Here is a 24975-nt window from a genome sequence, read left to right on the forward strand (position 1 = left end):
AAAAAAACTCACAACTTGAATTGGTTTGACGTTTATTTGATGCTTCATAAATTTTAAATTTGGCGTTGCATAAATGAGGGATGAATTTAAAAAATTTATCCGGCTAGTCTAGCCCCCTAAATCCCCCAACTATGGGGGACTTTGAGAGATATTTCCCCCAAAATTTGGGGGGTTAGGGGGGCAAAATCATCTCCTAATTAAGCAACGCCTGAAATTTTAATTTTTTAACTAAAGAAAGACAGAAACTAAATTTCTATGTTTTCTCATGTTTCAATTCGCATTGCCATAGCATTTATCAAAGTGCTTACTTAATACTACTGCTTACCAATACAATCATCAATAGTGTTATTACGCAGGAAACAATAACAAAAATAATGTATAAATTACTTATTACTCGACTAAATTGCAGGAAATAAAAGCTTTTATTACGCTGCGACATATTATCATAATTTATAAATATAGTTTAATAAATTGGGTTTTTAATAATGTTATAGATACTAAATAAACGAGATAATTAAGTCTATTTCACTGCTATAAAAAGCTTATTTATTTGAGTATAATCTACCTGGGAAGGTTAGCTTAACTCATGGTATTTAATTATTAAAAGAATTGGTTTTTCAGTACCTGTTATGCCAAACTATTAGTTAAACATCATAGGTTGTCTTTAAAATAAAGGTCTAAATCTCCAAATTGTGTCAAAAGATTATAAATATATGGTTATAAACTTATTTTATCTTTTACAGCAAGAGTTTCAGAGTTTTTAACTAAGTTTTTAGCATGCTAAGTACTGAAGAACCAAAGAATTAAGCTTTTTAACAAAAAAAAGATTATTAATGGAATAGGTTCTTAGGAATATGGATTAAATAAAGTACAAAATTAGGGTGCTGTTAGCATCGCGTAACGCACCATTCCAGATTTAAGAATTACAGGTTATTAAATTCTCATTCCTTATTATATAAAGATAATTTAATTGTGCAGACAGTAAGGTGAGTAACTCCAAAATCAATACAGGTAAAACAGTTTCCCTCCGTTTGGTCTTAGTAGTGCCGTTTGTGCTGCAAATATTTGCTGCAGTTGCAGTCACAGGATGGCTATCCATACGCAATGGTCAACAGGCAGTTAACGATGTTGCAACTCAATTGCGGAGTAAGACGAGCAGTCGCATTAAGCAGCAAATCCTTAGCTATTTAGATGAACCCAATCGGATTAATGAAGTCATTACCGCTAGTATCCAAAGCAAGCAGATAAACCAGACTGACTATCCGGTTTTAGAGCGTTACTTCTGGCATCTAGTACACAAAGATATAGTCGACTTCGTCAAATTCAGTAATCCCCAGGGACATGAAGTTGGGGTTGAACGAACACTAGAAGGTAAAATAATTCTTAAATATAAAGATCAAACTATAGCACCGAAAAGGAATGTCTATAGCCTTGATAGTCAAGGTAAACGAATCAAATTGATTAAGAGGCAAGACTATGACTCACGTACTCGACCTTGGTACAAAGCTGGGGTGAAAGCAGGAAAGCCAACCTGGTCTCCATTCTACAGGCGTAGAAGTACTTCTTCTGTTGCAACTGCCCTAGTCTATCCCATCTACACTAAAACCGGTGAACTGCTGGGGGTTATCAATACCCAATTTGATTTACAGAAAATTCATAAATTCCTCAAAGAACTCAAAATTGGTCGCACCGGACAGACATTTATCATTGATCGCTCTGGCAATTTAGTAGCCAGTTCAATCATGAGGAAGACCTTTGTGATCAAAGATAAGAAGAATATGGAATTGATCCAGGCAGAAAAAGCCGAAAATCCTGTGATTAGGGCTACTGCTCAGTCATTTCAGCGTTTGGGCGACCTCAGTACCATTGACAGCAGCCAACAATTGGAATTTATGTTAAATGGCGAACGTCAATTTGTGCAAGTACTACCTTTGCAAGATGGTCGAGGAATTGACTGGCTAATTGCAGTGGTGGTGCCAGAATCAGACTTTATGGAACGTATCAATGCCAACACCCGTACTACAATTATGCTATGTTTGGGAGCCTTAGGACTGGCTTCTGTGGTCGGCTTTTTTACTTCTCGTTGGATTGATTAGCCGTCCCATCGGGCGTTTGAAAGAGGCATCAGTGGCAATAGCTGGGGGGAATTTAAATCAAAAGGTAGAAGAAACAGGGCAGATTTCAGAACTGGGAATTTTGGCAAAGTCCTTTAACCAGATGGCACAGCAGTTGCGTGAATCTTTTGCTACTTTGGCAAAGACCAATCAGGAACTAGAACAGCGAGTGGAATTACGGACAGTGGAACTTAAAGCAGCTAAAGAAACTGCAGATGCTGCCAACAGCGCCAAAAGTGAATTCTTGGCAAATATGAGCCACGAATTACGTACACCACTCAATGGTATTTTGGGATACTCCCAAATTATGCGACGTTCAGAACCTTTAACAGAAAAAGGTTGCAGAGGAGTCGAAATCATCTATCAATGTGGTTCCCATTTGCTGACTTTAATTAACGATGTTTTAGACCTCTCAAAAATTGAAGCTCGGAAAATGGAACTCCATGCTCAGAATTTTCATTTCCCATCTTTTCTGCAAGGAGTTACAGAAATCTGTCGCATTCGTGCCGAACAAAAAGGAATTTACTTTGAGTTTCAAGCTGACGAAAGCTTACCTGTAGGTGTTTGTGCAGATGAAAAACGCCTCCGTCAAGTCTTAATTAATCTACTGGGTAACGCAATTAAATTTACCGAAAACGGTGGTGTCACTTTTAAGGTTGAATCTGTTGATGAAAAGATTCGCTTTCAAATTCAAGATACTGGGGTGGGTATGACCCCAGAACAAATCGAGAAAATCTTTCTTCCCTTCGAGCAAGTCGGTGATACGAAAAAGCAAGGGGAAGGAACAGGCTTAGGACTCGCAATTACTCACAAAATTATTTTGATGATGGGGAGCGAAATCATTGTTCGCAGTATCCCCGGTCAAGGTAGTACCTTCTCCTTTGAAGTCGAACTTCCCACAGTTGACAATTGGGCAGATGCTTCACGGGTTTCTCAACAAGGCACGATCGCTGGGTATCAGGGCAAAAGACAAAAAATTCTAATCATTGATGACCGTTGGGAAAATCGCTCTGTTCTCCTCAATCTTTTAGAACCCATCGGCTTTGAAATCTTAGAAGCCAGCAACGGTCGAGAAGGAATCGATCAAACATTAAAGATCAATCCCGATTTGATTATCACCGACCTAGCTATGCCCGTAATGGATGGGTTTAAGTTTTTGCAGAAACTGCGATCACATCCCAAACTGCAAGACAAAATCGTCTTGGTTTCCTCTGCTAGTGTATTCGACATTGATCGCCACAAAAGCATTGATGCAGGAGGTAATGACTTTCTCCCCAAGCCAATACAAGCCGAAACTTTATTCGAACAACTGCAAAAACACCTGCATTTGGATTGGATTTATACCGAAAATGACAACAAGAGCCAGCAACCGATAGCTAGTGTCGTAGCCATTGAACTCCCAGAAATCGGCATTATAACCCAACTTGCCGAACTAGCTGGGAACGGGGACCTCGATGGCGTTCTTGAAGTCGCCCAGCAAAACCAGGATGCTAACACAAGGGCTTTTTTCCAAGAAGTTAGCCTACTAGCCGAAGCTTGTGAAATCATACAACTTCGGGCATTTCTCCAAAAATATCTAGTCTAACCCTCAGGAGCAACACACTATGTCTCATGCTAATCCACCCTTTGTTCTGATTGTCGATGACAATCCGACGAACTTATCTATTCTCTCTAAAGCCTTAAAATCAGCGGGCTACAAAGTTCGCATGGCGATGGATGGTGAGGATGCTTTGGCACAAGTGGAACGTAACCGCCCAGAATTGATACTGCTCGACATTCAAATGCCCAAATTAGATGGTTTTGAAACCTGCCACCGCCTTCAGGCTAATCCGGCTACAGAGGGAATTCCAGTTATTTTCATGACGGCACTGGCAAACACTGAAAATAAAGTCAAAGGTTTGTCGTTAGGGGCAGTAGATTACATCACTAAACCGTTCGAACAAGAAGAAGTGTTAGCCCGGGTGAAAATCCACTGGCGATTGAAACGACTAACGGATACTTTAGAGCAACAAGTGATAGAACGGACTCGTGCCTTGCAACAGGCTCAAGTGCAACTGGTACACCAGGAAAAACTCTCAGCTTTGGGGCAGTTAGTAGCAGGAGTGGCACATGAAATGAATAATCCTTTGGGATTTATTTCTACTAGTCTCAAACAAGCAAAACCCACCCTTGCTGATATTGTCGAACACCTGCAACTATATCAAGAAACTCTCCCCAATCCAGATGAAAAAATTATCGAACATGCAGAGGAAATAGACCTAGAGTATAGCTTGAAAGACTTACCCAAGATCACAGATGCAATGCTCATGGCATGTGATAGGTTAAGAAATATCAGTACTAGTTTAAGAACTTTCTCCCGTGCTGATAAAGATTACAAAGTGTCATTTAATATCCACGAAGGCATTGATAGTACAATTTTAATTTTAAAACATCGCCTCAAAGCTAATGACCAACGTCCAGCAATTGAAGTGCTTACAGATTACGGCGATTTACCACAAATAGAATGTTTTCCTGGTCAATTAAATCAGGTATTTATGAATATCCTGGCAAATGCCATTGATGCCTTGGATGAGTCTAATTATGGACGCTGTTTTGAAGAAATTAAGAGCAATCCCAATAGAATTACAGTCAAAACTTCAGTAGAAAATAACCAGGTAAAAATATCAATTGCTGATAATGGTAAGGGAATGAGCAAAGATTTGAAAAACCGAATATTTGAACATTTATTTACTACCAAAGCAGTCGGTAAAGGTACAGGGTTAGGATTGGCTATAGCAAAGCAGATTGTTGAAGAAGTTCACGGTGGCAAATTGAATTGTAATTCTGTTCTTGCTGAAGGTACAGAGTTTGTGGTCCAGATTCCCCTAAAATCAGGAAAGGTTGATGTTTAGCTGAATAAACAAAAATCAAGCTCAAACAAAGCCTAAACTGGCTCAGGACTTACGCAATTGTCACAATACACCGGTGGTGCGTGACACTCAAAACCTTATTAAATGGAAAGCCCTATGAGCGACCTAAAAAACATCAAAAAAGATTTTATAGCGGAAAACAAGGGGAACATACATTAAAAACACAAGTAGTGTTTGGACGAAAAACTAATAAAATCATGTGTTTAGCTCATTCCAAAGGAAAAACTCATGATTTTAAATTATTCAAAAACAGTGATATAAAATTCCACAAGTTACTTCGAGTAATAGCTGATAAAGGGTATCAAGGAATTGCTAAACTCCATAATTTACCTCAACAAATACCCTCCATTACTGTTGTGGTTGTGGAAGACAACAAATTTACTACATCAGCCCTCCCTCTTCATACTCTTTTTTTGGCGAAGGTATTGATTATAGTATTAATTAATATCTAAATATTAAAGATAACTTGATACTATTTATTCAGTATTAATATGTATGGTTCCTTTCGACGTAATAATAGGATTCTCTTGTTTTAATCCTATTAGCCAATTAATTGAGCAACTCTTATCGCCGAAGTAATAGCTCCTTCGTGCAAACCATCTCCAAGATACGCACCTGCATGATAAGTATTGTTGTCACCATTAGTATTGACTACTTCATCTCTATATTTGAAAGACTCTACTGTGTATAGCGGAGTAGTATGTTCTTGAATGTGCAAGATGTCGTCTTTGATAATCAAACTGTCTAAGTTAAACGCTAGACTATATTTCACAGGTGATGATATACCACAAAGTTGATTGAGATAAGCATTATATCCCCATCCTTTATCAGTTTGGAAAAAATCAAATTCTGATAGTTCCCGAATACCATATCGAGAATACATTGAAGTATCTTTGTGGAGAAAGCTTCTAATATGATTTTCTTCCCATGCTGAAAAGCGTTTAATTTCTTCACTGCTTGGATCGGCTAATAATTTCATTACTCGATCTGGGGGAGTTGCAAAAACCACTTTGTCAAATAGTTGTGTGAAACCGTCAGACAACTCAACTTTGACTCCATCAGGAGTTCTAGAAATTGCTGACACCTCAACGTTCAAAAAGATTTCACCCTTAAAGCATTTGAGAATTTTTTCAATATAGGAGTATACTCCACCTTTAATTCTTACCCAATCAACAAAAACGTAATCCCGCAAAGCTGGAATAGCGAGTTCTGCTGGAAAATTATCTATTAACTCAAAGGACATTGAATAGCTGTACATAGTCAATAATTTTAGCCAGCAATTACGGATACATTGTCGTCTCAACACTTGAGACATTGACATGTCATAAAAATCATGCGTTTTGGAAAATTTTGTTTTTACCCAGAATCCAGCAGAACGAGCATAAAGAGTATCTAGTCTCAGATATTCGAGTAACCGTTGAATTCCTGTGAAGTTTTTCTGAATCATCTTACCTGACAGAAAGTGACGACCATCTTTCAAAAACAGTGCAGATCCAATATCGACAGGTTCTAATTCCACTTCCAGTTCTTTCATCAACTCCAAGAAGTTATGAAAAGCAACAGGAAATTCAAGTACGCCATTTTCCAAAACCTCCTCGCAGTCTGAATGATTGGGTTTGACATTTTTGTTGAGCGTGCGAATATGTCCCCCTAAAATGGGCTGTTTTTCGAAGACTGTAACGTGATGTCCATTTTTACCAAGTAGGTATGCTGTAACCATACCACTTGCTCCACCCCCAATAATTGCTATTTTCATATCTATGCGCTGAATTCAACACCCTTAAATCAACACCTTTAAACATTAGTAATCAACTTATTTCAGATTTACCCGTCACCTAAAATTACGTCTCCAGATAAGCGTTGATATAGTAATGCTCCCGTCCAAAATGTTGGAGCAAATCCTGGATATCCCGATGAAGCATTGCAGAAATAGAAGTTTTTCAAAGAGGTCTGATGATTCAACCGACCAATTCCCATGTTTTTCGGTGTCAGGCTAGAACCATAGGAATTCCCATTAGGACACCAGCAAAATCTCTCGTTGGTAGTTGGACTTCCAGTTATTTTAAAAACTATATATTTTCTCAAGTTTGGAATGTAGTGTTTCTCTACCACATCTAAAATAGAGTCTAGAATTTCCTCTTTTTTTTGGTTGTAAGCCTTTCGACTAGTATCTTTCAATTGCTTAAAATAAGCATAGTTAGCAACAGTTAAGAACTCAATGATTTGACAATCCTCAGGACAGTCACGATGTTCTTCGGTGAGTAAAGTTGGTGTTGTAACAGCAAAACTAGGATTAGAAAAGTCATTTTTTTCATACATCTGAGCAAATGCTTCATTCAAGTTTCTGTGTTCTGTATGAAAAGTATTTGATTTCCCAAAACCATAGTCTCGCAGATCGATATCTTTCACCACACAGTAAGCCATGAAGTTTGATGGCGAATACTCATAATTGAGTTTTTGGCGTACTTTCCTAGAAAATTTTTCTATACCAATCATCTTCGCAGCTTTTTTCGGATCGATGTTACAAATAACATTTTCAGCTGTGAATTCGTGGGTTTGATGGGTGATGCGATCTATCGCTTGGACGCCATTTACTGTTTTATCTACGATTATAAAATTTGTAACTTCAAGATTAGGGAGAAATTCACCTCCATTATCTTCAATAATTTTGACCAAAGAATCGATCACAAATTCAAAATGCCGCGTAGGGTAAAAAGCTCCTTCTTGATATCCTGTCAACAAAATTACCCAGGCATAAAAAGAAAGTTGATTCGGTGGCAATAGAAAATCAGGCCATTGTAATGCTAAAAGGGTTTGTGCTTCTTGAGGCAGTTTAAACTTATCAAAAACATCTTGTAGCGTACTGTTGAGATAGGTGATGGTACAGAAAACTTCAGAAAAATTTTTGAACAATTCAACGGGTTTTATGGGAGGTGATAATTTCTTTAAGCCTTGACTAACGCGGAGAACTTCATCAACAAATTTACGGATTTGAGTAGCATCTTTGGGAAAAAGTTCAGATAAACGCTCGATCAACTCCTCAGATTTTGAAGGAATATCTAATGAATAACCATGCATTCTCATGCGATCGAAACCATTAGGATTGTACCGTTCAAAAGTTATCTCTTTATCTAAGTTCAATTTTTTCAGAACTCGATTGACGGTATGTCCTTCACCACAATCCCACACATAATGGAGTTGGGCATTAAACCTATATTTTTTTGCCATCGTGAAGGTATGTCCAAATCCCCCCGGATACTCATGGGCTTCTAAAACTTGAACTCGCTTACCAGCTTTTGCCATCAGAGAGCCAAATACCAAGGCTGATAAACCACTGCCTACGATGAGGTAATCTGTTTTCATTATTCTGTTTCCTTTCTCAATAGCTGGCTGCAATGGTGTCAGAGAAAGGGCAATGAGAGTAATTATTTAAGATTGAACCGATTGAACTGGACGGCAAATAAAAGTATTGCTCTTTACACTAAAACCATAAGTAATGAATAAAAATAAGAATAATACCATGTCCGTTCGATCTCCGATGATAAAAATACGTCTTCATAATGAAGAACATTTATCTAACGGACATGATACATAACCATCCTCCGATCGCTGCGATGAATCGAACTATCTTGAAAATAATAAAAAAACTTGAGGAAATTGTGAGGATACAAAAAGATTTGTAATTATAAATGAATTTGATGTAAATCAATTTTAAGCAGGGGAAGTTCGCAACTTGGAATGCTTGCATACTTTCTTGTGCCGATTCTTGTTTCACCCATTGTGTTATCAAACTGCTCCACGTTTGGATCCTCAATCAATTATTATTGTGTTCTATACAACTGCTTTTGAGGTAAAAAAGTTCAAATAAATACCAAAAAGACGCACTGAGGTGCGCCTCTAGGAGCAAATGTAACTCTAAACTGGCTGTTAACTGTCAGCACCAGTATTCCTAGCAAAATGCAAAGAAGGCTATCACTCTAATCAGGTTCGGTTTGTCACACCCAATAAACTAAAAACACTAGTTTAAAATTTAATGGTGTCAATGACCTTTAGGTATTTGCTTGAAGAAAAATAATTAACAAACTTAAAAAACAAACAAATTAAAACCCGATCAATTATTACCCTTGAAATTTTGTCGCTAGAGTAGTTTTATTGAGATAAACAAGAAATAAAAATTTTTACTCCAGTTCTTGGCTTTTAAGAGTCTTACAGCATAGTTTTGCGTATTTTACATACAAGGAACAAATAGCAATACTTTGACTTCCTTCACCTTTAGATACAAATATTTTATAATTACTTAACAATTGGTATCGTCCCCATAACCATGAAAAGGGCTTAAAATGTCCCAGATGGTAGAGTTCTGTCCAGCCCTTGCTGGTTAAGAAGACAACGCTGATTCCCCACCCCCTTTGAGTTCTACTTGAGGGCCAACGCTAACGGTTCTTAGCACTTAGTTATTATAGTAAATTATGAAAGACCTCACTCGTTATCGAAACATCGGCATCTTCGCTCACGTGGATGCAGGTAAGACAACCACAACTGAAAGAATCCTAAAGCTTACCGGTAAAATTCACAAAATCGGCGAAGTACATGAAGGTGCAGCAACAACCGACTTCATGGAACAAGAACAGGAGCGAGGTATCACAATTCAGTCAGCAGCAACTACTTGCTTCTGGAAAGAACACCAACTGAATATTATTGATACTCCCGGTCACGTTGATTTTACCATTGAGGTTTACCGTTCTCTCAAAGTTCTCGACGGCGGAATTGGCGTTTTTTGTGGCTCCGGTGGTGTTGAACCGCAGTCAGAAACTAACTGGCGTTACGCCAACGACTCCGAAGTTGCGCGCATCATTTATGTAAATAAACTCGACCGGATGGGTGCCGATTTTTACCGAGTTGTTAAGCAGGTCGAAGATGTGTTAGCAGCAAAACCCTTGGTAATGGTTTTGCCCATTGGTACCGAGTCTGAGTTTGTCGGTGTGGTCGATCTGCTTACCCGCAAAGCATGGGTGTGGGATGATTCTGGCGATCCATTAAACTATGAAATTAAAGACGTACCCGCCGATATGGTTGATGATGTTGAAACCTATCGCGAACAGTTGATCGAAACAGCGATCGAACAAGACGACGAAATCATGGAGAAGTACCTGGAAGGGGAAGAGATTGACGTCGAATCCATTAAGCGCTGTATTCGTAAGGGTACAATTGAACTTGCTTTCTTCCCCACCTATTGTGGTTCATCCTTTAAGAACAAAGGCGTACAATTAGTCCTTGATGCCGTTGTAGATTATTTGCCGAACCCAACTGAGGTCAAACCACAACCAGAAGTGGATCTGGAAGGTAACGAAACAGGTACAGTTGCTTTTGTCGATCCAGAGAAGCCATTGCGTGCTTTGGCATTTAAGATCATGGACGATCGCTATGGTGCCCTGACCTTTACCCGCCTCTACTCGGGTAAGATAACCAAAGGCGAAACCGTACTTAATACGGCTACAGGTAAGACTGAACGTATTGGTCGCCTTGTGGAAATGCACGCCGACTCCCGTGAAGAAGTTAATTCCGCTCAAGCTGGGGATATTGTGGCGATCGTTGGGATGAAGAATGTTCAAACTGGTCATACCCTGTGCGACCCCAAAAATCCTGCGACCTTAGAACCAATGGTCTTCCCAGATCCTGTAATCTCAATTGCAGTAGCACCGAAGAAGAAGGGAGGTGCTGAGAAGATGGGTCTTGCGTTAAGTAAAATGGTTCAGGAAGATCCATCGTTCCAAGTTGAGACCGATCAGGAAAGTGGTGAAACCATCATCAAAGGTATGGGCGAACTGCACCTGGATATTAAGGTTGATATTCTCAAGCGGACTCACGGAGTTGAAGTGGATGTAGGTAAGCCACAAGTAGCATACCGTGAATCTATTACCAAGCGCCTAGAAGATAGCTATACCCACAAGAAACAGTCTGGTGGTTCCGGTCAGTATGGTAAAATTGATTATATTGTTGAACCAGGTGAACCTGGTAGTGGCTTCCAGTTCGAGTCGAAAGTAACTGGTGGTAACGTACCTAGAGAATTTTGGCCTGCAGTACAAAAAGGTTTTGAAACCAGTATTTCTAAAGGTGTTTTAGCTGGTTTCCCTTGCGTGGATGTAAAAGTAACCTTGAGAGATGGTGCTTATCACCCTGTTGACTCATCTGCGATCGCATTTGAAATTGCAGCGAAGGCAGCTTATCGGCAAAGTTTCCCGAAAGCAAGTCCTCAGTTGCTTGAACCAATTATGAAGGTTGATGTGTTTACTCCAGACGCTCACGTAGGTGATGTAATTGGAGATTTAAACCGTCGTCGTGGAATGATCAAGTCTCAAGATGCTGCTCTAACCGGCGTTCGTATTAAAGCAGATGTTCCTTTAAGTGAGATGTTCGGTTACATTGGCGATCTACGTACCATGACATCTGGTCGTGGTCAGTTCTCAATGGAATTCTCTCATTATGCTCCTTGTCCTGCGAATGTAGCAGAAGAAGTAATTAAGGAAACTAAAGAGCGTGAAGCCGCTGCTGCTAAGTAGTTCTTTTTGAAGTAAATAGTAACGAGTAGGGTGTGTTGTCGCTAAGTGCAACGCACCTTATTTATTAGAGTGCATTACCTGATAATTAAGCAAAATAATGCCACTTTTATAAATCTTACTGTCAGTAAGTTGCAAAGCAGTTTGCTTGATTAGTTTTCCAAAAAGCGGAATACCTGAGCCCATTAAAAATGGATTGAGTTTTAGAATTACCTCATCAATCAAGTTTTCAGAAAACAGCATCGCAGCTACATTTGCACCACCGCATAGATAAATATCTTTTCCTGTTTCATTTTTTAAATTTCTGACTAATTTGGGGACAATGATTATCAAGGCATATCAAGTTTATAATGATAATCGTTGTCATTGTTTAGCGCAAAATTCTAATGAAAAGTAGTCCACCACACCTATTTAGTAAAATCGACTTGGCGATTATTGGATCTGGACCTCATGCTCTGACTTTAGTTACTCATCTATTAAAAAAACGGCAAAAGCTAAGGTCAAAAATAGTAGTATTCGACCCCAGTGGTAAATGGATGAACCAATGGGAGCGCCAATTCGCAGCATTGGAAATACCACATTTGCGTTCTCCTGCGGTTCATCACCCAGATCCTTATCCTTTTGCTTTGCGGAAATTTGCTGAATCTCGTCTGGATGAACTTTTTCCTCCTTATGATTTACCTGGAACTCGGTTATTTGAGGATTTTTGCCAGGATTTGATTCGCCGTTGGGATTTGGAAGATAAAGTTATCGCTACAAAAGTGATTCGAATTCAACCCTTGTCTCATCCTATTTATCCTCGTTTTCGCTTGTGGTTAGAAAATGGAGAATCGATGATAGCGCGACGAGTTGTGCTAGCAACTGGTCGCAGTCAACAGCAAATACCGGATTGGGTCAGTCAGATCGAGTCACCGATACCCGAAGATAGACTTGCTCATTCCCAGACAGTAGATTTACGTCGATTAAAGTTAACTAATGAGCGAATATTGATTGTCGGTGGAGGATTAACCAGCGGACATCTAGCTATTGGTGCTCTGTCTCGTGGAACTCAAGTACAAATGATGATTCGACGACAGTTGCAAGAAAAACTTTTTGATGCTGAACCTGGTTGGCTCGGACCAAAATATCTTAAAGGTTTTGAAGCGGAATCTGACTGGGAAAAACGCTGGGAGTTAATTCAGAAAGCAAGAAATGGCGGTTCCATGACACCAGCAATAGTCACTCAGTTACGACGCCAAGAACGTACTGGAAAGCTCAAAATTAATCAAAATACTCAGATAGTCCGGGCTGAGTGGTTAGGGAATAATTGGTTAGTAAAATATACCAATGGTGACGAATATGAGTGCGACCGCATTTGGTTATCTACTGGAACCCGTTTTGATGTTAACTCCGAGCCGCTATTGAGTGAAGTTTTGCAAACATATCCCATTCCTGTTGTTAAAGGTTTACCTGTTTTAGACAATTATTTGCGGTGGTCTGGTTGTTCTTTATTTATTATGGGTGGGTTAGCAGCTTTGCAGATCGGACCAACAGCGAGAAATTTATCTGGTGCAAGAATGGCTAGTCAGAAAATAGTACCCGCAATTGTCAAATCTAGCATTGCTCCTTCCCTTGTTAGAAGTGCTTAGGACTTTGAGGATTTTTCCCTACTAAGCCTAAAAACATTAGTAAAAAAGAATTCAGAATTGCTAAGAATTACCTTGATATTCAGTATTACTTATGTATGATAATGATAATGATTATCGTATGAAAGTTTACTTATCATTCTAATGCTTAAAACAGCAAAAATTAGAGGTATATTCCCCCACAGAGTAGCTGCAAGCTTCGCGGCTTTAGCTTTAACTATGGGCTTATTCAGTTGTAGTGGAACTCTCAACTCTGATTCTAACTCTAATACAACAAATAATGACAATACTGTTACTACCAGTAACGATTCGCCCTCTGGAAACCGTCCTTCCGTTGTTGCGACAACCAGTGTGCTGTGCGACCTAACAAAGCAATTAGCAGCCCAGACTGTTGACCTTAAATGTTTGGTAGATGCAGGTCAAGACCCCCACGCTTATCAAGCAACACCAGAAGACCGTAAAGCGATCACAACAGCAAACTTAATTTTATACGGTGGATATAATTTTGAACCTGGTATCATTAAGTTGATCAAAGCCAGCAGTAATCAAGCCCCCGCAGTTGCCGTACATGAAGTAGCTGTAACTAAACCAATTATGGGGGAAGCTCACAAGCATGACGAAGAAAAACATGCTCATGAGGAAGAACATGCAGAAGAAGAAAAAACAGCCGATCCTCATGTATGGCATGATGCTGAAAATGGCATTCGTATGGTAGAGGTAATTCGAACTAACTTAGAAAAAGTTTCTCCAGATAATGTTCAGTTGTACGCTAGCAACGCCGAAAATATTACTAATCAACTCAAGCAACTAGATACTTGGATTACATCTCAAATTGCTACAATTCCCGCGAACCAACGCCAATTATTCACAACCCACGATGCGATGAATTACTACGTCAATGCTTACGGCTTAGAGTTTGAAGGTGCTCTAGAGGGTTTAAGTACCGAAGAACAACCCACAGCAGCAAGGATCGGCGAGTTGGTCAAAGAAATCAAAAAAGAGGGAGTACCAACTATTTTTGCTGAGAATGCAAATAATCCCAAGTTAATTGAGAGAGTAGCACAAGAGGCTAACGTAAAAGTCTCCGATCGCAAACTATATGCTGATGGTTTGGGTGAAGAGGGTTCCGGTGCTGAAACTTATCAGAAAATGCTAGTTACCAATACCCGGACAATTGTAGAAGAATTAGGAGGTAACTATACAGCTTTTGCAGTCGAGTGATACATATAGCATTAAGCCTATAGGTTAGGAAATTATAATTTTGTTAAAAATGGAAGAGGGAGCAAGAAACTTTTAATACAAAGTGATTATCCTTGCTCCCATTAATGCCGACCAAATCCTAAAGCCCTTGTAGCTTTAGACCAAACCAATAGTTCTCCATTTTGACCGCCTGCAGCAATTTTACTCCCTTGGGGATGCCAAGCTAAACAAGCAAAACCTTTGGGCGCACCTTGCAACACTTGCGTTACTCTTTTAGCTTTTTTCCATAAACAAAGCCAACCATCAACACCAGCAGAAGCAAGGGTTAAGCTATTCGGTGCAAATGCGATCGCCTCAACAATATTGCGATGTTCACTTAATACCGTTGCACCCCACCCCAAAGATTTATCGTCCTGCTTTTCCCAAACAGCGATTCCTTCTACACTAGAAGATGCTAATAAGGGTTCATTTTTTGACGTAGTAATTTTTGACTTTGACCATGCCAGATGACGGATTTTACCTGGAAATCCATGCATTAACCAAGGTTCGGCTTGCTCAGCCTTAATGATAAATTCCGTCTCTAATACACAGATAGTTCGATCCATATTACCGGAAGCAATATATTTACCATCCGGTGACCAAGCGACAGCTACACTAGCAGATGGTACGCTGAAAAAATATGGATCTTCATCCCATCCCAAGGTTCGCCAAATTTTCACTCCTTGATAACCAGCGATCGCGAGAAAATTACCGTCACTGCTCCAGTCAAGACCCAGTACTGAAGAATTATCAAAATTTAGGGTCGCAACAATATCCTGAATTTCTGCATCCCATATCTGCACGTGACGCCCTAAACTAAAAGCTAACAGATTATTACAGGGACTCCAGCCTAACTTATCAACCCAAGCTGGAGCATTTTCCAGGGTTGTAATAAGTTCATGATTAGAGGTACTCCAGATTTTTACCTTACCATCCTGTCCACCCACAGCAAGAAACTGTCCATCTGCAGAAAAAGCAACCCCATCCACGGATGTATCAGTGACCTCCTGCAAAGCTGTTAACTCATCATCCACCCAGATTTTTACTTCTCCAGCAGCGGTACTAACAGCCAAAATTTGACCGTCAGGTGACCAAGTCAAAGCAGTGACGTAATCAGAAAGTACATAATTCCAGTCCAAATCAAAGTCAGTAGACTTAGTCTTTTTCATAACTTATGGTTAAATTTTTTTATCTATGGATGCTCGAAAAAATAACTTCCTCATAAATTTTATTACTGTGGCTCACTACTTAGCCATTAATTAGCCTTCGCGACCACAAGATTTGGGAATTTGGGAAATTATTTCTGCGAGTGTCCTATCAAAAACTGTACTATAGCAATCCTATTTCATTTGTGAACAGATAAATCCTGTAGAGACGTTGCAGAGCCTGCGGCGTCGGCGTTAGCCTCTGCAACGTCTCTACGATATCGATTTTTACCTACGGTTATCCGCACTACGTGATACGCTTACGCGTTCGTCTTTGATACGGCTAGCATGAATGATTTAGGATTTCCATACTGATAACTGTTAGCGTAGCGTGCGCGACAGCGCATTAATTGATAACTGAAATCACGTCATACAAGCTAAGAAATCTTCCTTGAGTTTGTTTTCATCTAAATTGCGACCAATGAACACCAATTCACTTTTGCGCTTTTCATTTTCTTTCCACAAACGGTCAGGTTTACCATCGAATAACATATGTACTCCTTGGAAAACAAACCGTTCATTTTCCCCAGCAATATTTAAAATCCCCTTCATGCGGAAGATATCTGGACCTTGAGTTTGCAGTAACTCACCCAACCATTGATTTAACTTATCCCCGTCTAATTCTCCTTCTTCCACTAAAGCTATAGAATAAACGCTTTCATCATGTTCGTGAGCATCTTCACCGAGAAATTCCGGATCAATTTCCAAAGCCCGATCCAGATCGAATGCTTTCACCCCTAACAACTCATTCATTCCTAACTCAGAATTGCGAGTACGGTAGATTTTTGCCATTGCATTCATTCCCCGTATGCGATTTTCTAACTCATTAAGTTGTTCTGGGGTTACCAAATCAGTTTTATTGAGTAAAATCACATCAGCAAAAGCAATTTGTTCTTGCGCTTCATCCGCATCCCAATGTTGCCAAATATGCTTGGCATCAACTAGGGTAACTACGGCATCTAAATCTAGTTTTTCCCGCATGTCTTCATCGACAAAGAAAGTCTGAATTACAGGCGCGGGGTCAGCGAGTCCCGTAGTTTCAATTACTAAGTGATCAAATTTATTGCGACGCTTCATCAAGTTAGCAACGATCCGAATCAAATCGCCCCGCACGGTACAACATATGCAGCCATTATTCATTTCAAAGATTTCTTCATCAGCATCGATAACTAATTGATTATCAATACCAACTTCCCCAAATTCATTGACTATCACTGCTACTTTCTTACCATGTTCGTGGGTAAGAATCCGATTCAGCAGGGTGGTTTTTCCGGCTCCTAGGTAACCAGTTAGAACTGTTACAGGGACTTTATCTAATGTTTGGGATGCGATCATAATTCCAGCTCAACTACATAATGAAAATCATTATCGTAGTATAGTACTGGATTTTAATCTGTAGAAAGTATGGTTTGTTGGTGAACTACCCCAACTTGCTTACGCGGAAGTTGGGGCTTCCAGTTTCTCAGAGGAATGCCGCAACTTAGACGGATGCCCAAGCCTTGGTCTTACTTTCTCTCCACTGGCGTTGACCTCCCCTGTCCCAGAGGAGGATAGCATTCTGATACCTTCTGCCCTAATATTCTTCGCTGCATTACCATCCCTGTCATGATAAGTACCACAACTCGGACAAGTCCAAGCCCTTACATCGAGTAGCAACTCTTTGATTTGGTAATGACAATTAGAGCAGGTTTTAGAACTGGGGAACCATCTGTCTATCTCTAACAACACCTTTCCTTCCTTCTCGCATTTGTAAGAGAGAAAGTTGGTAAAAGTTCCCCAACCACTATCAGATATCGCTTTTGCTAATTTGTGGTTACGAACCATGCCCTTGATGTTTAGGTTTTCAACTACTACAACTTGATTGCTATCAACTATCTTTCTTGATAGTTTGTGTAGAAAGTCTTGGCGGACATTGCTAACCCGTTCGTATACCTTAGCAACAGTTTTCATTGCTTTCTTACGACTATTACTACCTTTCTTTTTTCTGGCAGCAATACGCTGCTTTTTAGCTAACTTCTTTTCATATTTAACTAAATGTTTTGGATTGGCGTATTTAGAAGTTTTCTTACCATCATTGGTAATAGCAAAATCCTTGATTCCTAAATCAATTCCAACAACTTTCCCGTCGATACTATGTGCTGGGTTGTCATCATCATATTCCAATAAAACAGAAGCATAATACTTGCCAGATGGACACTTACTAAGGGACTTCCAAGGAATAAATTATCCAAAAATACTCAATTCATCTGAATGTATGATAATGATAATTATTATAATGGGGGAGAGAAAGGGGTCGCTTTGGGCAACCCCTTTCTCTCCCAAAATACGCACGAAAATGTCTGTACCTAATAATTTTTTACGCTAACAGGCACAGTGATAAAAACTAATATTATCAATATTAATTACAGTGTTATAAAGCTATTCTAATTTTTAGCAAACTATGTTGCGCCACAAGAAATATCAATAAACCATTTACCTAAATTTGGGAATTCTTTATCTGTTGAGTCAGTAAGACGTTCAATTTGTCTCTCAATTTTAGGGACTTCAAATTAATAAATTATCCCACCGTCGGCTTAGCCCTGCCGGGCTAAGCCCCAATATATATCGGTTTTAAAAATAATTTTGTAGGACGGTGGGATAATTTATTTTTTGGCCTTCCCTTAGACATCGCTTTCTTAGTAAGCGTAACCCCTTTATCATAAGTTTTAGTTATTAATTTTACAACTGGATTTTTACCCTTCCATGTCATGCTTTGGGCAAATTTTAATGCCGTATCAATTTCATCTAAAATACTACCATTCCAATGATTTTCTAATACTGCCCAAGTTCTTTCAATTGGATTATACTTACTATGATAAGGTGGATAATAAGCCAAACGTATATTGATTTTATATTGATGAGAAAATTCAACTATACGCTTCATAAATTGGGTTCGTCGAGAATTATTCTCTGGCCCATTATCTTGATTAATGACAAGTGTTTTGATTTGAGAAAAACGGTAACTTTGAGACTGCCAAAAATCCTCTAATATATCAACAATAAAATCACTTGTAATTTTCGATTCTGTAAAATATAAGAATAGTTCATCAATCTCTGGAATGAATACCCCATAAGGGGTTAAAGTTGCTTTTGAATCATAATCATGGTCATTAGTCTCAACAGGTTTTCTATTTTTACCACCTCTATCAAATAAACCAATTTTTACCCTCGCCTTAGCATCTAAACTTAAACGTAAAACATTAACTTCTTCATCTGCTGTAGAATTAACTATTGCTAATTGGTTAAATATTGCTTCTGTTTCTGGAATTTTTTTTGAGGTAAAACTTTTGCCGCACGTTTAAGACGATATCCTAAATTATTGAGCTTGACGCGAATAGTTTCTTCTGTTGGTAATTCTTTATCACTATAATCAAATTTTTCTATTAATTGCTTTCTAACTTCTGCAGCACTTAGACGCGTATAAATCCTCTGACTTTTAAAACTTGGGTCAGTTTGACTTTGGGAGTCAACTAATTTTTTAATATCTGATAAAAGTGTTGGGAGATGTTCTTCTATCTTTCTTCTACCTCTAGCAGAATAATTATCAACACAAGTGATTCCACTTTTTAATTCTTTAATTCCTTTGCTTATAGTACATCTATTCCACCCCAGTTCTTGTTCTGCCAATATAAACCCGACCTATCCTAATTCCAAAACCGTTTGGGCCATAAATCTACGCCTTGCTGCATCTTTTAATTGAGAAGCTGTTTCTTTTAACAGCTTTTTAAGCGAATCAGTTAGTTCCATAGATGCCCTAAAAAATCTAATTAAAGAAGAATTTACTACAAAAAGTAGGGAGAAGGAAGGGCAGCGTTGCGCTGCCCTTCCTTCTCCCTAAAAGAATGATTATCATTTATATCTCAGTATATTTTATTCCTTGGAAGTCCCTTAATAGAAATATCAATGCTGCCAATCCAAGCTTCATCCATCCTCACATGTGCAACCAAGTTGCCTCCGCTATCAGCGACTGCGATGTTCATAGGCTGACCAATCTCCTGCGCCTTTTTCTCCGCTGCCGCAATCACTCGACGCGCGTCGTTTAGTGTCACCATATTTCCTGCTCCTTGTGATAGATTTGTGTTGCCTTACCTGAGTATCATCTCTTTGGAGAGATTGTCAATTTTGACACTGAGACCTTTGAAAAATACATATTTATTAGCTTTTGTCGATTAACTTGCTGTGCGGAGTCTTGGCAAGTTTTGGTGGTTGTTGAGGCGGCATAGCTATTCATCCCCAGCAGGATGATTCCAAACACGTAGCGCTATGAAAAACGATTCCGGTACAATGAGAACAATTATCATTTTAACAGTCTTTGAACCTTATGGAAAAGCCGGAAGAGTTTAATGTCCTTGTGGTGGGTGCAGGTGCAGCAGGGATTGGCGTTGGTGCTGTCCTGAAAGATCTCGGGTTAGAAAACTTTGCCATCCTGGAACGACATCAGATTGGAGAATCCTTCCGGCGCTGGCCCCAGGAGATGCACTTTATCACCCCATCTTTTCCCAGTCATGGCTTTGGCCTTCTCGACTTGAATGCGATCGCCCGCAAAACCTCTCCTGCTATTAACTTTCAGCGAGAACATCTGACGGGCAACCAATATGCTGAGTATTTGGAAACCGTTGCTTATTACTTCAAGCTTCCAGTTTACACTGATGTTGAAGTACAGAAAATTGAACCGTTATCTCAAGGCCAGGGGTTTTTAGTTAACGTGCCTGATGGTATTCTCAAAACCAAATTTCTGATTTGGGCTGCTGGGGAATTTCAATATCCCAACTTAACTCCTTTTTCGGGTGCAGATTTATGTTTGCATAACTCCCAGATTGCATCCTGGACTCATTTAGAGGGCGATGAATTTATCATCATCGGTGGCTATGAAAGTGGCATGGATGCTGCATCCAACTTAGTTGCATTAGGCAAACGAGTCAAAGTTTTAGATCGCACTGGCATTTGGGCTGAACCTAATACTGATCCCAGTATTTCCCTCTCTCCCTATACCGTTCAGCGGATGGATTTTTGCTATTCTACTGGGCGACTAGAACTGATTGGCAATGCCGCGGTCGAAGAAGTGAAAGTCGTTCCTGGCGGCTATGCCGTTTATAGCGAATACAACAAGTGGGTGTCACCCACCCAACCCATTCTCTGTACGGGATTTGAGAGCAGTTTGAAACAAATTGCCCATTTGTTTGACTGGTCTGAAGGTTATGCCGGATTAACTCAAGAGGACGAATCTACCATAACCCCTGGATTATTTGTAGTTGGGCCTTCTGTACGGCACAAAAACCTCATCTTCTGCTTTATCTACAAGTTTCGCCAGCGTTTTGCTGTTGTTGCAAATGCGATCGCCCAACGTCTCGGCATTGACCCCACACCTCTTGAGATTTACCGACAGGAAGGGATGTTTCTTGACGATCTCTCCTGCTGCGACGATGAATGTCTGTGCTAAACTCACCCCCCATTCCCCCATGCCCCACTCCACTGCCTCCACTCAAAGCACAATTGTTGTTATTGGGAAAGAGAATACCGGCAAATCTCAATTGATTGCATCTCTGACCCATCGCACACCCTACAGTAGTAATTTTCGTGGCTCTACAGTTACCTGTGAGCACTACATGGGAGACGGTATGATGTTTATCGATACACCTGGGATTTTGTATCGCTCTGATACGACAACCACTCGAGGCGCATTAGAACAATTACACAAGGGTGACAGGATCTTGTTGGTGGTGAAAGCAACTCATGCTGATGAGGATCTGGCGGATTTACTGCCCCTGGTGGACGGCAAACAGGGTATTGTGGTAATGACATTTTGGGATAAGGTGTTGCCATCTGAGTTTACCCAGCAGGTTATTCACCGCTGGCAACAGGCAGCCAATCTCGCGTTGATGACCGTTGATGCTCGAAACTTGACCGCAATGCAACGTCAGGAAATTCAAACTGCGATTAAGCAGCCCACTGTATTTTCTACTCAGCGGCAACTGATTTCATTGGGATGGCGGATTGAACCACATCCAACGTTGCTGGAGCATCCCCCTTTAGGTTGGCTGTTGGCGATCGCCTTGCTGCTGATACCCTCTGTCTTTGCTGTCTGGCTTGCCAATACGTTTGCAGCGATTGTTGATCCACTCATACAGGGATTAGTCAACCCAACCGTAGAAGCCCTCTCTGGCTTACCGTCTTTGTCCAAGGAAATTTTGATTGGACGCTATGGTCTGGTAACAATGGGACCATTGTTGTTTGTCTGGGCAGTGCCGACGGTCATTCTTTATGCTTTATTTTTGGGTGCTTACAAAGCCAGTGGTTTAGTGGAACGAATTACCATTACTTTGCATCCGTTGTTAAGTTCCTTCGGCTTATCGGGACGAGATTTGGTACGCGTCATTATGGGGTTTGGTTGTAATGTGCCAGCAGTGATCAGTACCCGTGCCTGTTCCAGTTGTTCTCGCAAAACCTGTATTTCAGCTATCGCCTTTGGTTCTGCCTGTTCTTACCAGTTTGGTGCCACATTGGGGGTATTCAGTGCGGCAAACTTGCCCTACTTGGTGATTCCTTACCTGGTCTACCTGACAATCACAACGTTGATTTATACACGCCTGATTGCGCCTAAGTCGGCTCGTTCTCCCCAAAACCGGCTGATGATTGAGCATCGCACTTTCCTGGAAGTTCCTCGATGGTCAGCCATTTGGCGCGAAACAAAGGGTACCCTCAACCAGTTCTTCACCTTAGCGATTCCCATATTTTTGGCGATCGCGTTAATTGCCTCTGTCCTAGATTGGTTGGGTGTTTTGAATGATTTGAGTCGGTTGATCGATCCAACAATGGGTTTGTTTCGGCTGCCACCGGAAGCAGCGTTACCTGTGATTCTGGCATCAGTTCGTAAAGATGGACTACTACTATTTGCCCAACCCAATACGGTCAGCCTGTTGTCCCCTGTGCAAATCCTTACAGGCGTTTATCTAGCCGGGGTACTGTTACCCTGTCTGGTGACAGCACTGACAATCGCTCGTGAACAGTCCGTCAAGTTTGCCTTGATATTGATGCTAAGACAAGCGATCGCGGCGATCGTATTCGCCTTCATTCTGGCTTGGGGGGGATGGTTTTGGTCATAGTTTCGTGTTCCGAACTGTTATTTGCTCTAGAGAAATGTCCCAATTTCAAGCGATCGCCTACTCCAAATGACTCATAGGTCCAAGGTTCATCTCCCTTAGATTTTATATTTTTCGTGGATCTTAAGGGTTGTAAATCTATGCCGTATTTGCTAGGTGAGATTTGTCGGCGCAACGTTCCCAATCACTAGATATAGAAGTCTTTGCATCTAACAAACTACTTGACTTTATTCCAGTGCATTGGGCTTGTTAGACCATATATAGTTGCCAAAGAAGACCTATAAGCAAAAATCTAAAGTTAAATTCCTCTTAGCATAAACAATTTGCCGTCATCATATTTATACCATAGGAACCAAAGACATGCAGTGATCTTAGGAAAGTAACTTCTGTGATATTTAAATCTCCCATTGAGTTTCATGTTTTTATACAAAATCTCAGGAGAAACATACGTGTCTGGAGAACCATTAGATAAAAATGCAAGAATTGTAAACAGATGTTCTAGATTCAAGCCTGATGATTTAAATGAAATCAGTGAACTCACCTCTCCTCTAGATAGTAATTTCTCATCCTCCTCTTTCAATGTTTCTAGTAGTTCGCTATGAAATGTAAGTCCTGGTCTCCTAAGGTCTAAAACTCCAAAAGGCCCCTGAGATCGCTTTTCCAGGTGTTTTTTTTCAACTATCGTAATCTTATCATTTTGCTCACCTATCAGATAACTCAATGAAGACGATGATATTTTGCCTGCAAAAAATGTCCTGAGATTATCTTCTTGTAAGGAGAGAATATAATCTTCATTCATTGCAGGATAATCTCTTTTAAGTATATATATCTTGTATAAAATACTTGTCACCGAATCCAAGGACAAAATATCTAGATTATCTTTTCCTAATTCTAATCTTATATTTTCTAGACCTTCAGATATTTGATTACGACATCTTTCATTGTCTCTATTTATACGTTCTAAATCTGCTTTTTTCAAACTATATCTGTACGTTAATACAGCTACAAGTGCGGAAATAGATACGACTATTGGTGTCAATACACCGGTCGCAGTTTGAACGTACTTTGCATTGTCACCTTGGACAATGAACTTCCATAATGAACAAGCAAACCAATAAGGAAGAATTGGTGAAATGAGTATTAGAAAACAAATTATGCTTTTTTTAACTTGCTGTTGGCTATTTAAGTAGTTTAATAACTTCTGAAAGTTTTCATGATTTAACCAAATACTCAGGATTATGAAACCAGTGGCTATTGGTACTAGCCAGTTAATGTTTCCCATAAGAACTAATCTTCAACTAAAAATTCGTAAACACTTAGGCCGCCTAACTGTTGTTTATTATACTTTTTCCTGTCTAAGTCAGTCTAACCAACCCAATTAGGGGTATTAGGCTGATCTTGATCGCGATAACACTCTTTTGGAGTGGTTATTTGATATGGGTTCAATAAAAATTACTATTTTTGAATGATAATGATTATTATACTTATTGCAAAACTCCTCTACAGATGAATTTACTATTTAGCAACCGCACTTCAATCGAACAAGTAGAAGAAGGTCTAGAACTTGCTCCCAAATTTGATTCTAACGGTTTGATACCAGTAGTGACTACAGATGCACACACTGGGGAAGTATTGATGCAAGGTTATATGAATCAGGATGCATTAATTAAAACAATTGAAACTGGTGAAGCTCATTATTATAGTCGTAGTCGTCAGCAGCTATGGCATAAAGGTCAATCAAGCGGATTGGTACAGAAAATCAAGCAATTATTGATTGATGATGACCAAGATTGTATTTGGATGCGAGTTGAAGTTGCTGGTTCAGGAGCAAGTTGTCATGTTGGTTATCGTTCCTGTTTTTATCGTAGTATTCCTGTAGGAAAAGATGTTATCTCTTCTGAGCAACCACTAAGGTTAACTTTTACCGAAACCGAAAAAACCTTTGACCCCAAGACAGTTTACGGCGATGCACCCAATCCAAAACAACTTTAGGTTATTATCAATTGTGCATCAAATAAGTGTGGATAGGTAATCAGTGAATCCCAATTCTAAGGTGCAGTCGCATTCTCGGGTTCTCATTAGACCTGTCCGGAATATTAACTTGGTGCCAAAAAAATGGTAGAACGGAGTTTTCACCGTCTACCAAAATGAAAAATCCACTTCATTATATTCAAGAATACCCACACC

At 39.8% G+C, this 24975-nt stretch carries 17 protein-coding genes and 3 pseudogenes; 10 read left to right on the top strand and 10 right to left on the bottom strand.

Translation table 11 applies throughout. The features are described 5' to 3' along the window. The first annotated feature begins 986 nt into the window (after positions 1-986). The 4 genes and pseudogenes from QNJ50_RS21115 to QNJ50_RS21130 all read left to right on the top strand — a co-directional run. Entirely contained in the window at positions 987-2096 is a 1110-nt protein-coding gene (locus tag QNJ50_RS21115) for a cache domain-containing protein (RefSeq protein ID WP_300638985.1), read from the top strand. Between the two features lie 31 nt (positions 2097-2127). Further along, entirely contained in the window at positions 2128-3699 is a 1572-nt protein-coding gene (locus QNJ50_RS21120) for an ATP-binding protein (protein ID WP_300638987.1), read from the top strand. Positions 3700-3718: 19 nt separating this feature from the next. After that, positions 3719-5005, top strand: coding sequence for a sensor histidine kinase (locus tag QNJ50_RS21125; protein WP_300638990.1), 1287 nt, complete (start codon positions 3719-3721; stop codon positions 5003-5005). A 116-nt stretch (positions 5006-5121) separates the two neighbouring features. Further along, positions 5122-5352 (top strand): annotated as a pseudogene (locus QNJ50_RS21130) (transposase); the annotation flags it as partial. A gap of 212 nt (positions 5353-5564) precedes the next feature. On the opposite strand, the gene QNJ50_RS21135 reads toward QNJ50_RS21130, so the two are convergent. After that, positions 5565-6779, bottom strand: coding sequence for an FAD-dependent oxidoreductase (locus QNJ50_RS21135; protein ID WP_300638993.1), 1215 nt, complete (start codon positions 6777-6779; stop codon positions 5565-5567). Positions 6780-6847: 68 nt separating this feature from the next. Then, positions 6848-8386, bottom strand: coding sequence for an NAD(P)/FAD-dependent oxidoreductase (locus QNJ50_RS21140; RefSeq protein ID WP_300638997.1), 1539 nt, complete (start codon positions 8384-8386; stop codon positions 6848-6850). Positions 8387-9489: 1103 nt separating this feature from the next. Here QNJ50_RS21140 and fusA point away from each other — a divergent pair. Continuing rightward, entirely contained in the window at positions 9490-11583 is a 2094-nt protein-coding gene (gene fusA, locus QNJ50_RS21145) for an elongation factor G (RefSeq protein ID WP_300639033.1), read from the top strand. A gap of 57 nt (positions 11584-11640) precedes the next feature. Here the strand turns inward: fusA and QNJ50_RS21150 are convergent, their stop codons facing one another. Beyond that, positions 11641-11913, bottom strand: a complete 273-nt coding sequence (locus QNJ50_RS21150; RefSeq protein ID WP_300639000.1) for a dihydrofolate reductase family protein — start codon at positions 11911-11913, stop codon at positions 11641-11643. Between the two features lie 53 nt (positions 11914-11966). On the opposite strand from QNJ50_RS21150, the gene QNJ50_RS21155 reads away from it, so the two are divergent. After that, positions 11967-13208, top strand: coding sequence for an FAD/NAD(P)-binding protein (locus QNJ50_RS21155; RefSeq protein ID WP_300639003.1), 1242 nt, complete (start codon positions 11967-11969; stop codon positions 13206-13208). Positions 13209-13349: 141 nt separating this feature from the next. After that, positions 13350-14426: a zinc ABC transporter substrate-binding protein gene (locus tag QNJ50_RS21160; RefSeq protein WP_300639006.1), complete on the top strand. Its 1077-nt coding sequence runs from the start codon at positions 13350-13352 to the stop codon at positions 14424-14426. A gap of 101 nt (positions 14427-14527) precedes the next feature. Here the strand turns inward: QNJ50_RS21160 and QNJ50_RS21165 are convergent, their stop codons facing one another. The 5 genes and pseudogenes from QNJ50_RS21165 to QNJ50_RS21185 form a co-directional block, all read right to left on the bottom strand. After that, complete coding sequence (locus QNJ50_RS21165; protein ID WP_300639009.1) at positions 14528-15613, bottom strand: hypothetical protein; 1086 nt, start codon at positions 15611-15613, stop codon at positions 14528-14530. 399 nt (positions 15614-16012) lie between these two features. After that, positions 16013-16984: a GTP-binding protein gene (locus tag QNJ50_RS21170; protein WP_300639012.1), complete on the bottom strand. Its 972-nt coding sequence runs from the start codon at positions 16982-16984 to the stop codon at positions 16013-16015. Between the two features lie 99 nt (positions 16985-17083). Continuing rightward, positions 17084-17857, bottom strand: a pseudogene (locus tag QNJ50_RS21175) (RNA-guided endonuclease TnpB family protein); the annotation flags it as partial. A gap of 457 nt (positions 17858-18314) precedes the next feature. Then, positions 18315-19435: pseudogene (locus QNJ50_RS21180) on the bottom strand (ISAzo13 family transposase); the annotation flags it as partial. 113 nt (positions 19436-19548) lie between these two features. Beyond that, entirely contained in the window at positions 19549-19740 is a 192-nt protein-coding gene (locus QNJ50_RS21185) for a heme-binding protein (protein WP_300639015.1), read from the bottom strand. 269 nt (positions 19741-20009) lie between these two features. Between QNJ50_RS21185 and QNJ50_RS21190 the strand changes: the two genes are divergently transcribed. Both QNJ50_RS21190 and QNJ50_RS21195 read left to right on the top strand, forming a co-directional pair. After that, a complete protein-coding gene (locus QNJ50_RS21190) occupies positions 20010-21128 on the top strand; it encodes an NAD(P)/FAD-dependent oxidoreductase (RefSeq protein ID WP_300639018.1) in 1119 nt (372 codons plus the stop codon). 19 nt (positions 21129-21147) lie between these two features. Continuing rightward, complete coding sequence (locus QNJ50_RS21195; protein ID WP_300639021.1) at positions 21148-22791, top strand: nucleoside recognition domain-containing protein; 1644 nt, start codon at positions 21148-21150, stop codon at positions 22789-22791. Here QNJ50_RS21195 and QNJ50_RS21200 read toward each other — a convergent pair. Continuing rightward, positions 22757-22963, bottom strand: coding sequence for a hypothetical protein (locus QNJ50_RS21200; protein WP_300639024.1), 207 nt, complete (start codon positions 22961-22963; stop codon positions 22757-22759). The two genes, QNJ50_RS21195 and QNJ50_RS21200, sit on opposite strands and share 35 nt — an antisense overlap. A gap of 123 nt (positions 22964-23086) precedes the next feature. Next, a complete protein-coding gene (locus tag QNJ50_RS21205; RefSeq protein WP_300639027.1) occupies positions 23087-24070 on the bottom strand; it encodes a hypothetical protein in 984 nt (327 codons plus the stop codon). Positions 24071-24294: 224 nt separating this feature from the next. On the opposite strand from QNJ50_RS21205, the gene hisI reads away from it, so the two are divergent. Continuing rightward, on the top strand, positions 24295-24780 hold the full coding sequence (hisI, locus tag QNJ50_RS21210; RefSeq protein ID WP_300639030.1) for a phosphoribosyl-AMP cyclohydrolase: 486 nt from the start codon (positions 24295-24297) through the stop codon (positions 24778-24780). Positions 24781-24975: the final 195 nt, after the last annotated feature.

It is taken from the genome of Mastigocoleus sp. MO_188.B34, assembly GCF_030065675.1.
Lineage (GTDB): Bacteria > Cyanobacteriota > Cyanobacteriia > Cyanobacteriales > Nostocaceae > Mastigocoleus.

Coding starts and splice junctions, on each gene's coding strand:
- QNJ50_RS21125 (WP_300638990.1), top strand. CDS start 3,719: ATGTCTCATGCTAATCCACCCTTTGTTCTGATTGTCGATGACAATCCG.
- QNJ50_RS21135 (WP_300638993.1), bottom strand. CDS start 6,779: ATGAAAATAGCAATTATTGGGGGTGGAGCAAGTGGTATGGTTACAGCA.
- QNJ50_RS21140 (WP_300638997.1), bottom strand. CDS start 8,386: ATGAAAACAGATTACCTCATCGTAGGCAGTGGTTTATCAGCCTTGGTA.
- QNJ50_RS21155 (WP_300639003.1), top strand. CDS start 11,967: ATGAAAAGTAGTCCACCACACCTATTTAGTAAAATCGACTTGGCGATT.
- QNJ50_RS21160 (WP_300639006.1), top strand. CDS start 13,350: ATGCTTAAAACAGCAAAAATTAGAGGTATATTCCCCCACAGAGTAGCT.
- QNJ50_RS21165 (WP_300639009.1), bottom strand. CDS start 15,613: ATGAAAAAGACTAAGTCTACTGACTTTGATTTGGACTGGAATTATGTA.
- QNJ50_RS21170 (WP_300639012.1), bottom strand. CDS start 16,984: ATGATCGCATCCCAAACATTAGATAAAGTCCCTGTAACAGTTCTAACT.
- QNJ50_RS21185 (WP_300639015.1), bottom strand. CDS start 19,740: ATGGTGACACTAAACGACGCGCGTCGAGTGATTGCGGCAGCGGAGAAA.
- QNJ50_RS21190 (WP_300639018.1), top strand. CDS start 20,010: ATGGAAAAGCCGGAAGAGTTTAATGTCCTTGTGGTGGGTGCAGGTGCA.
- QNJ50_RS21195 (WP_300639021.1), top strand. CDS start 21,148: ATGCCCCACTCCACTGCCTCCACTCAAAGCACAATTGTTGTTATTGGG.
- QNJ50_RS21205 (WP_300639027.1), bottom strand. CDS start 24,070: ATGGGAAACATTAACTGGCTAGTACCAATAGCCACTGGTTTCATAATC.
- hisI (WP_300639030.1), top strand. CDS start 24,295: ATGAATTTACTATTTAGCAACCGCACTTCAATCGAACAAGTAGAAGAA.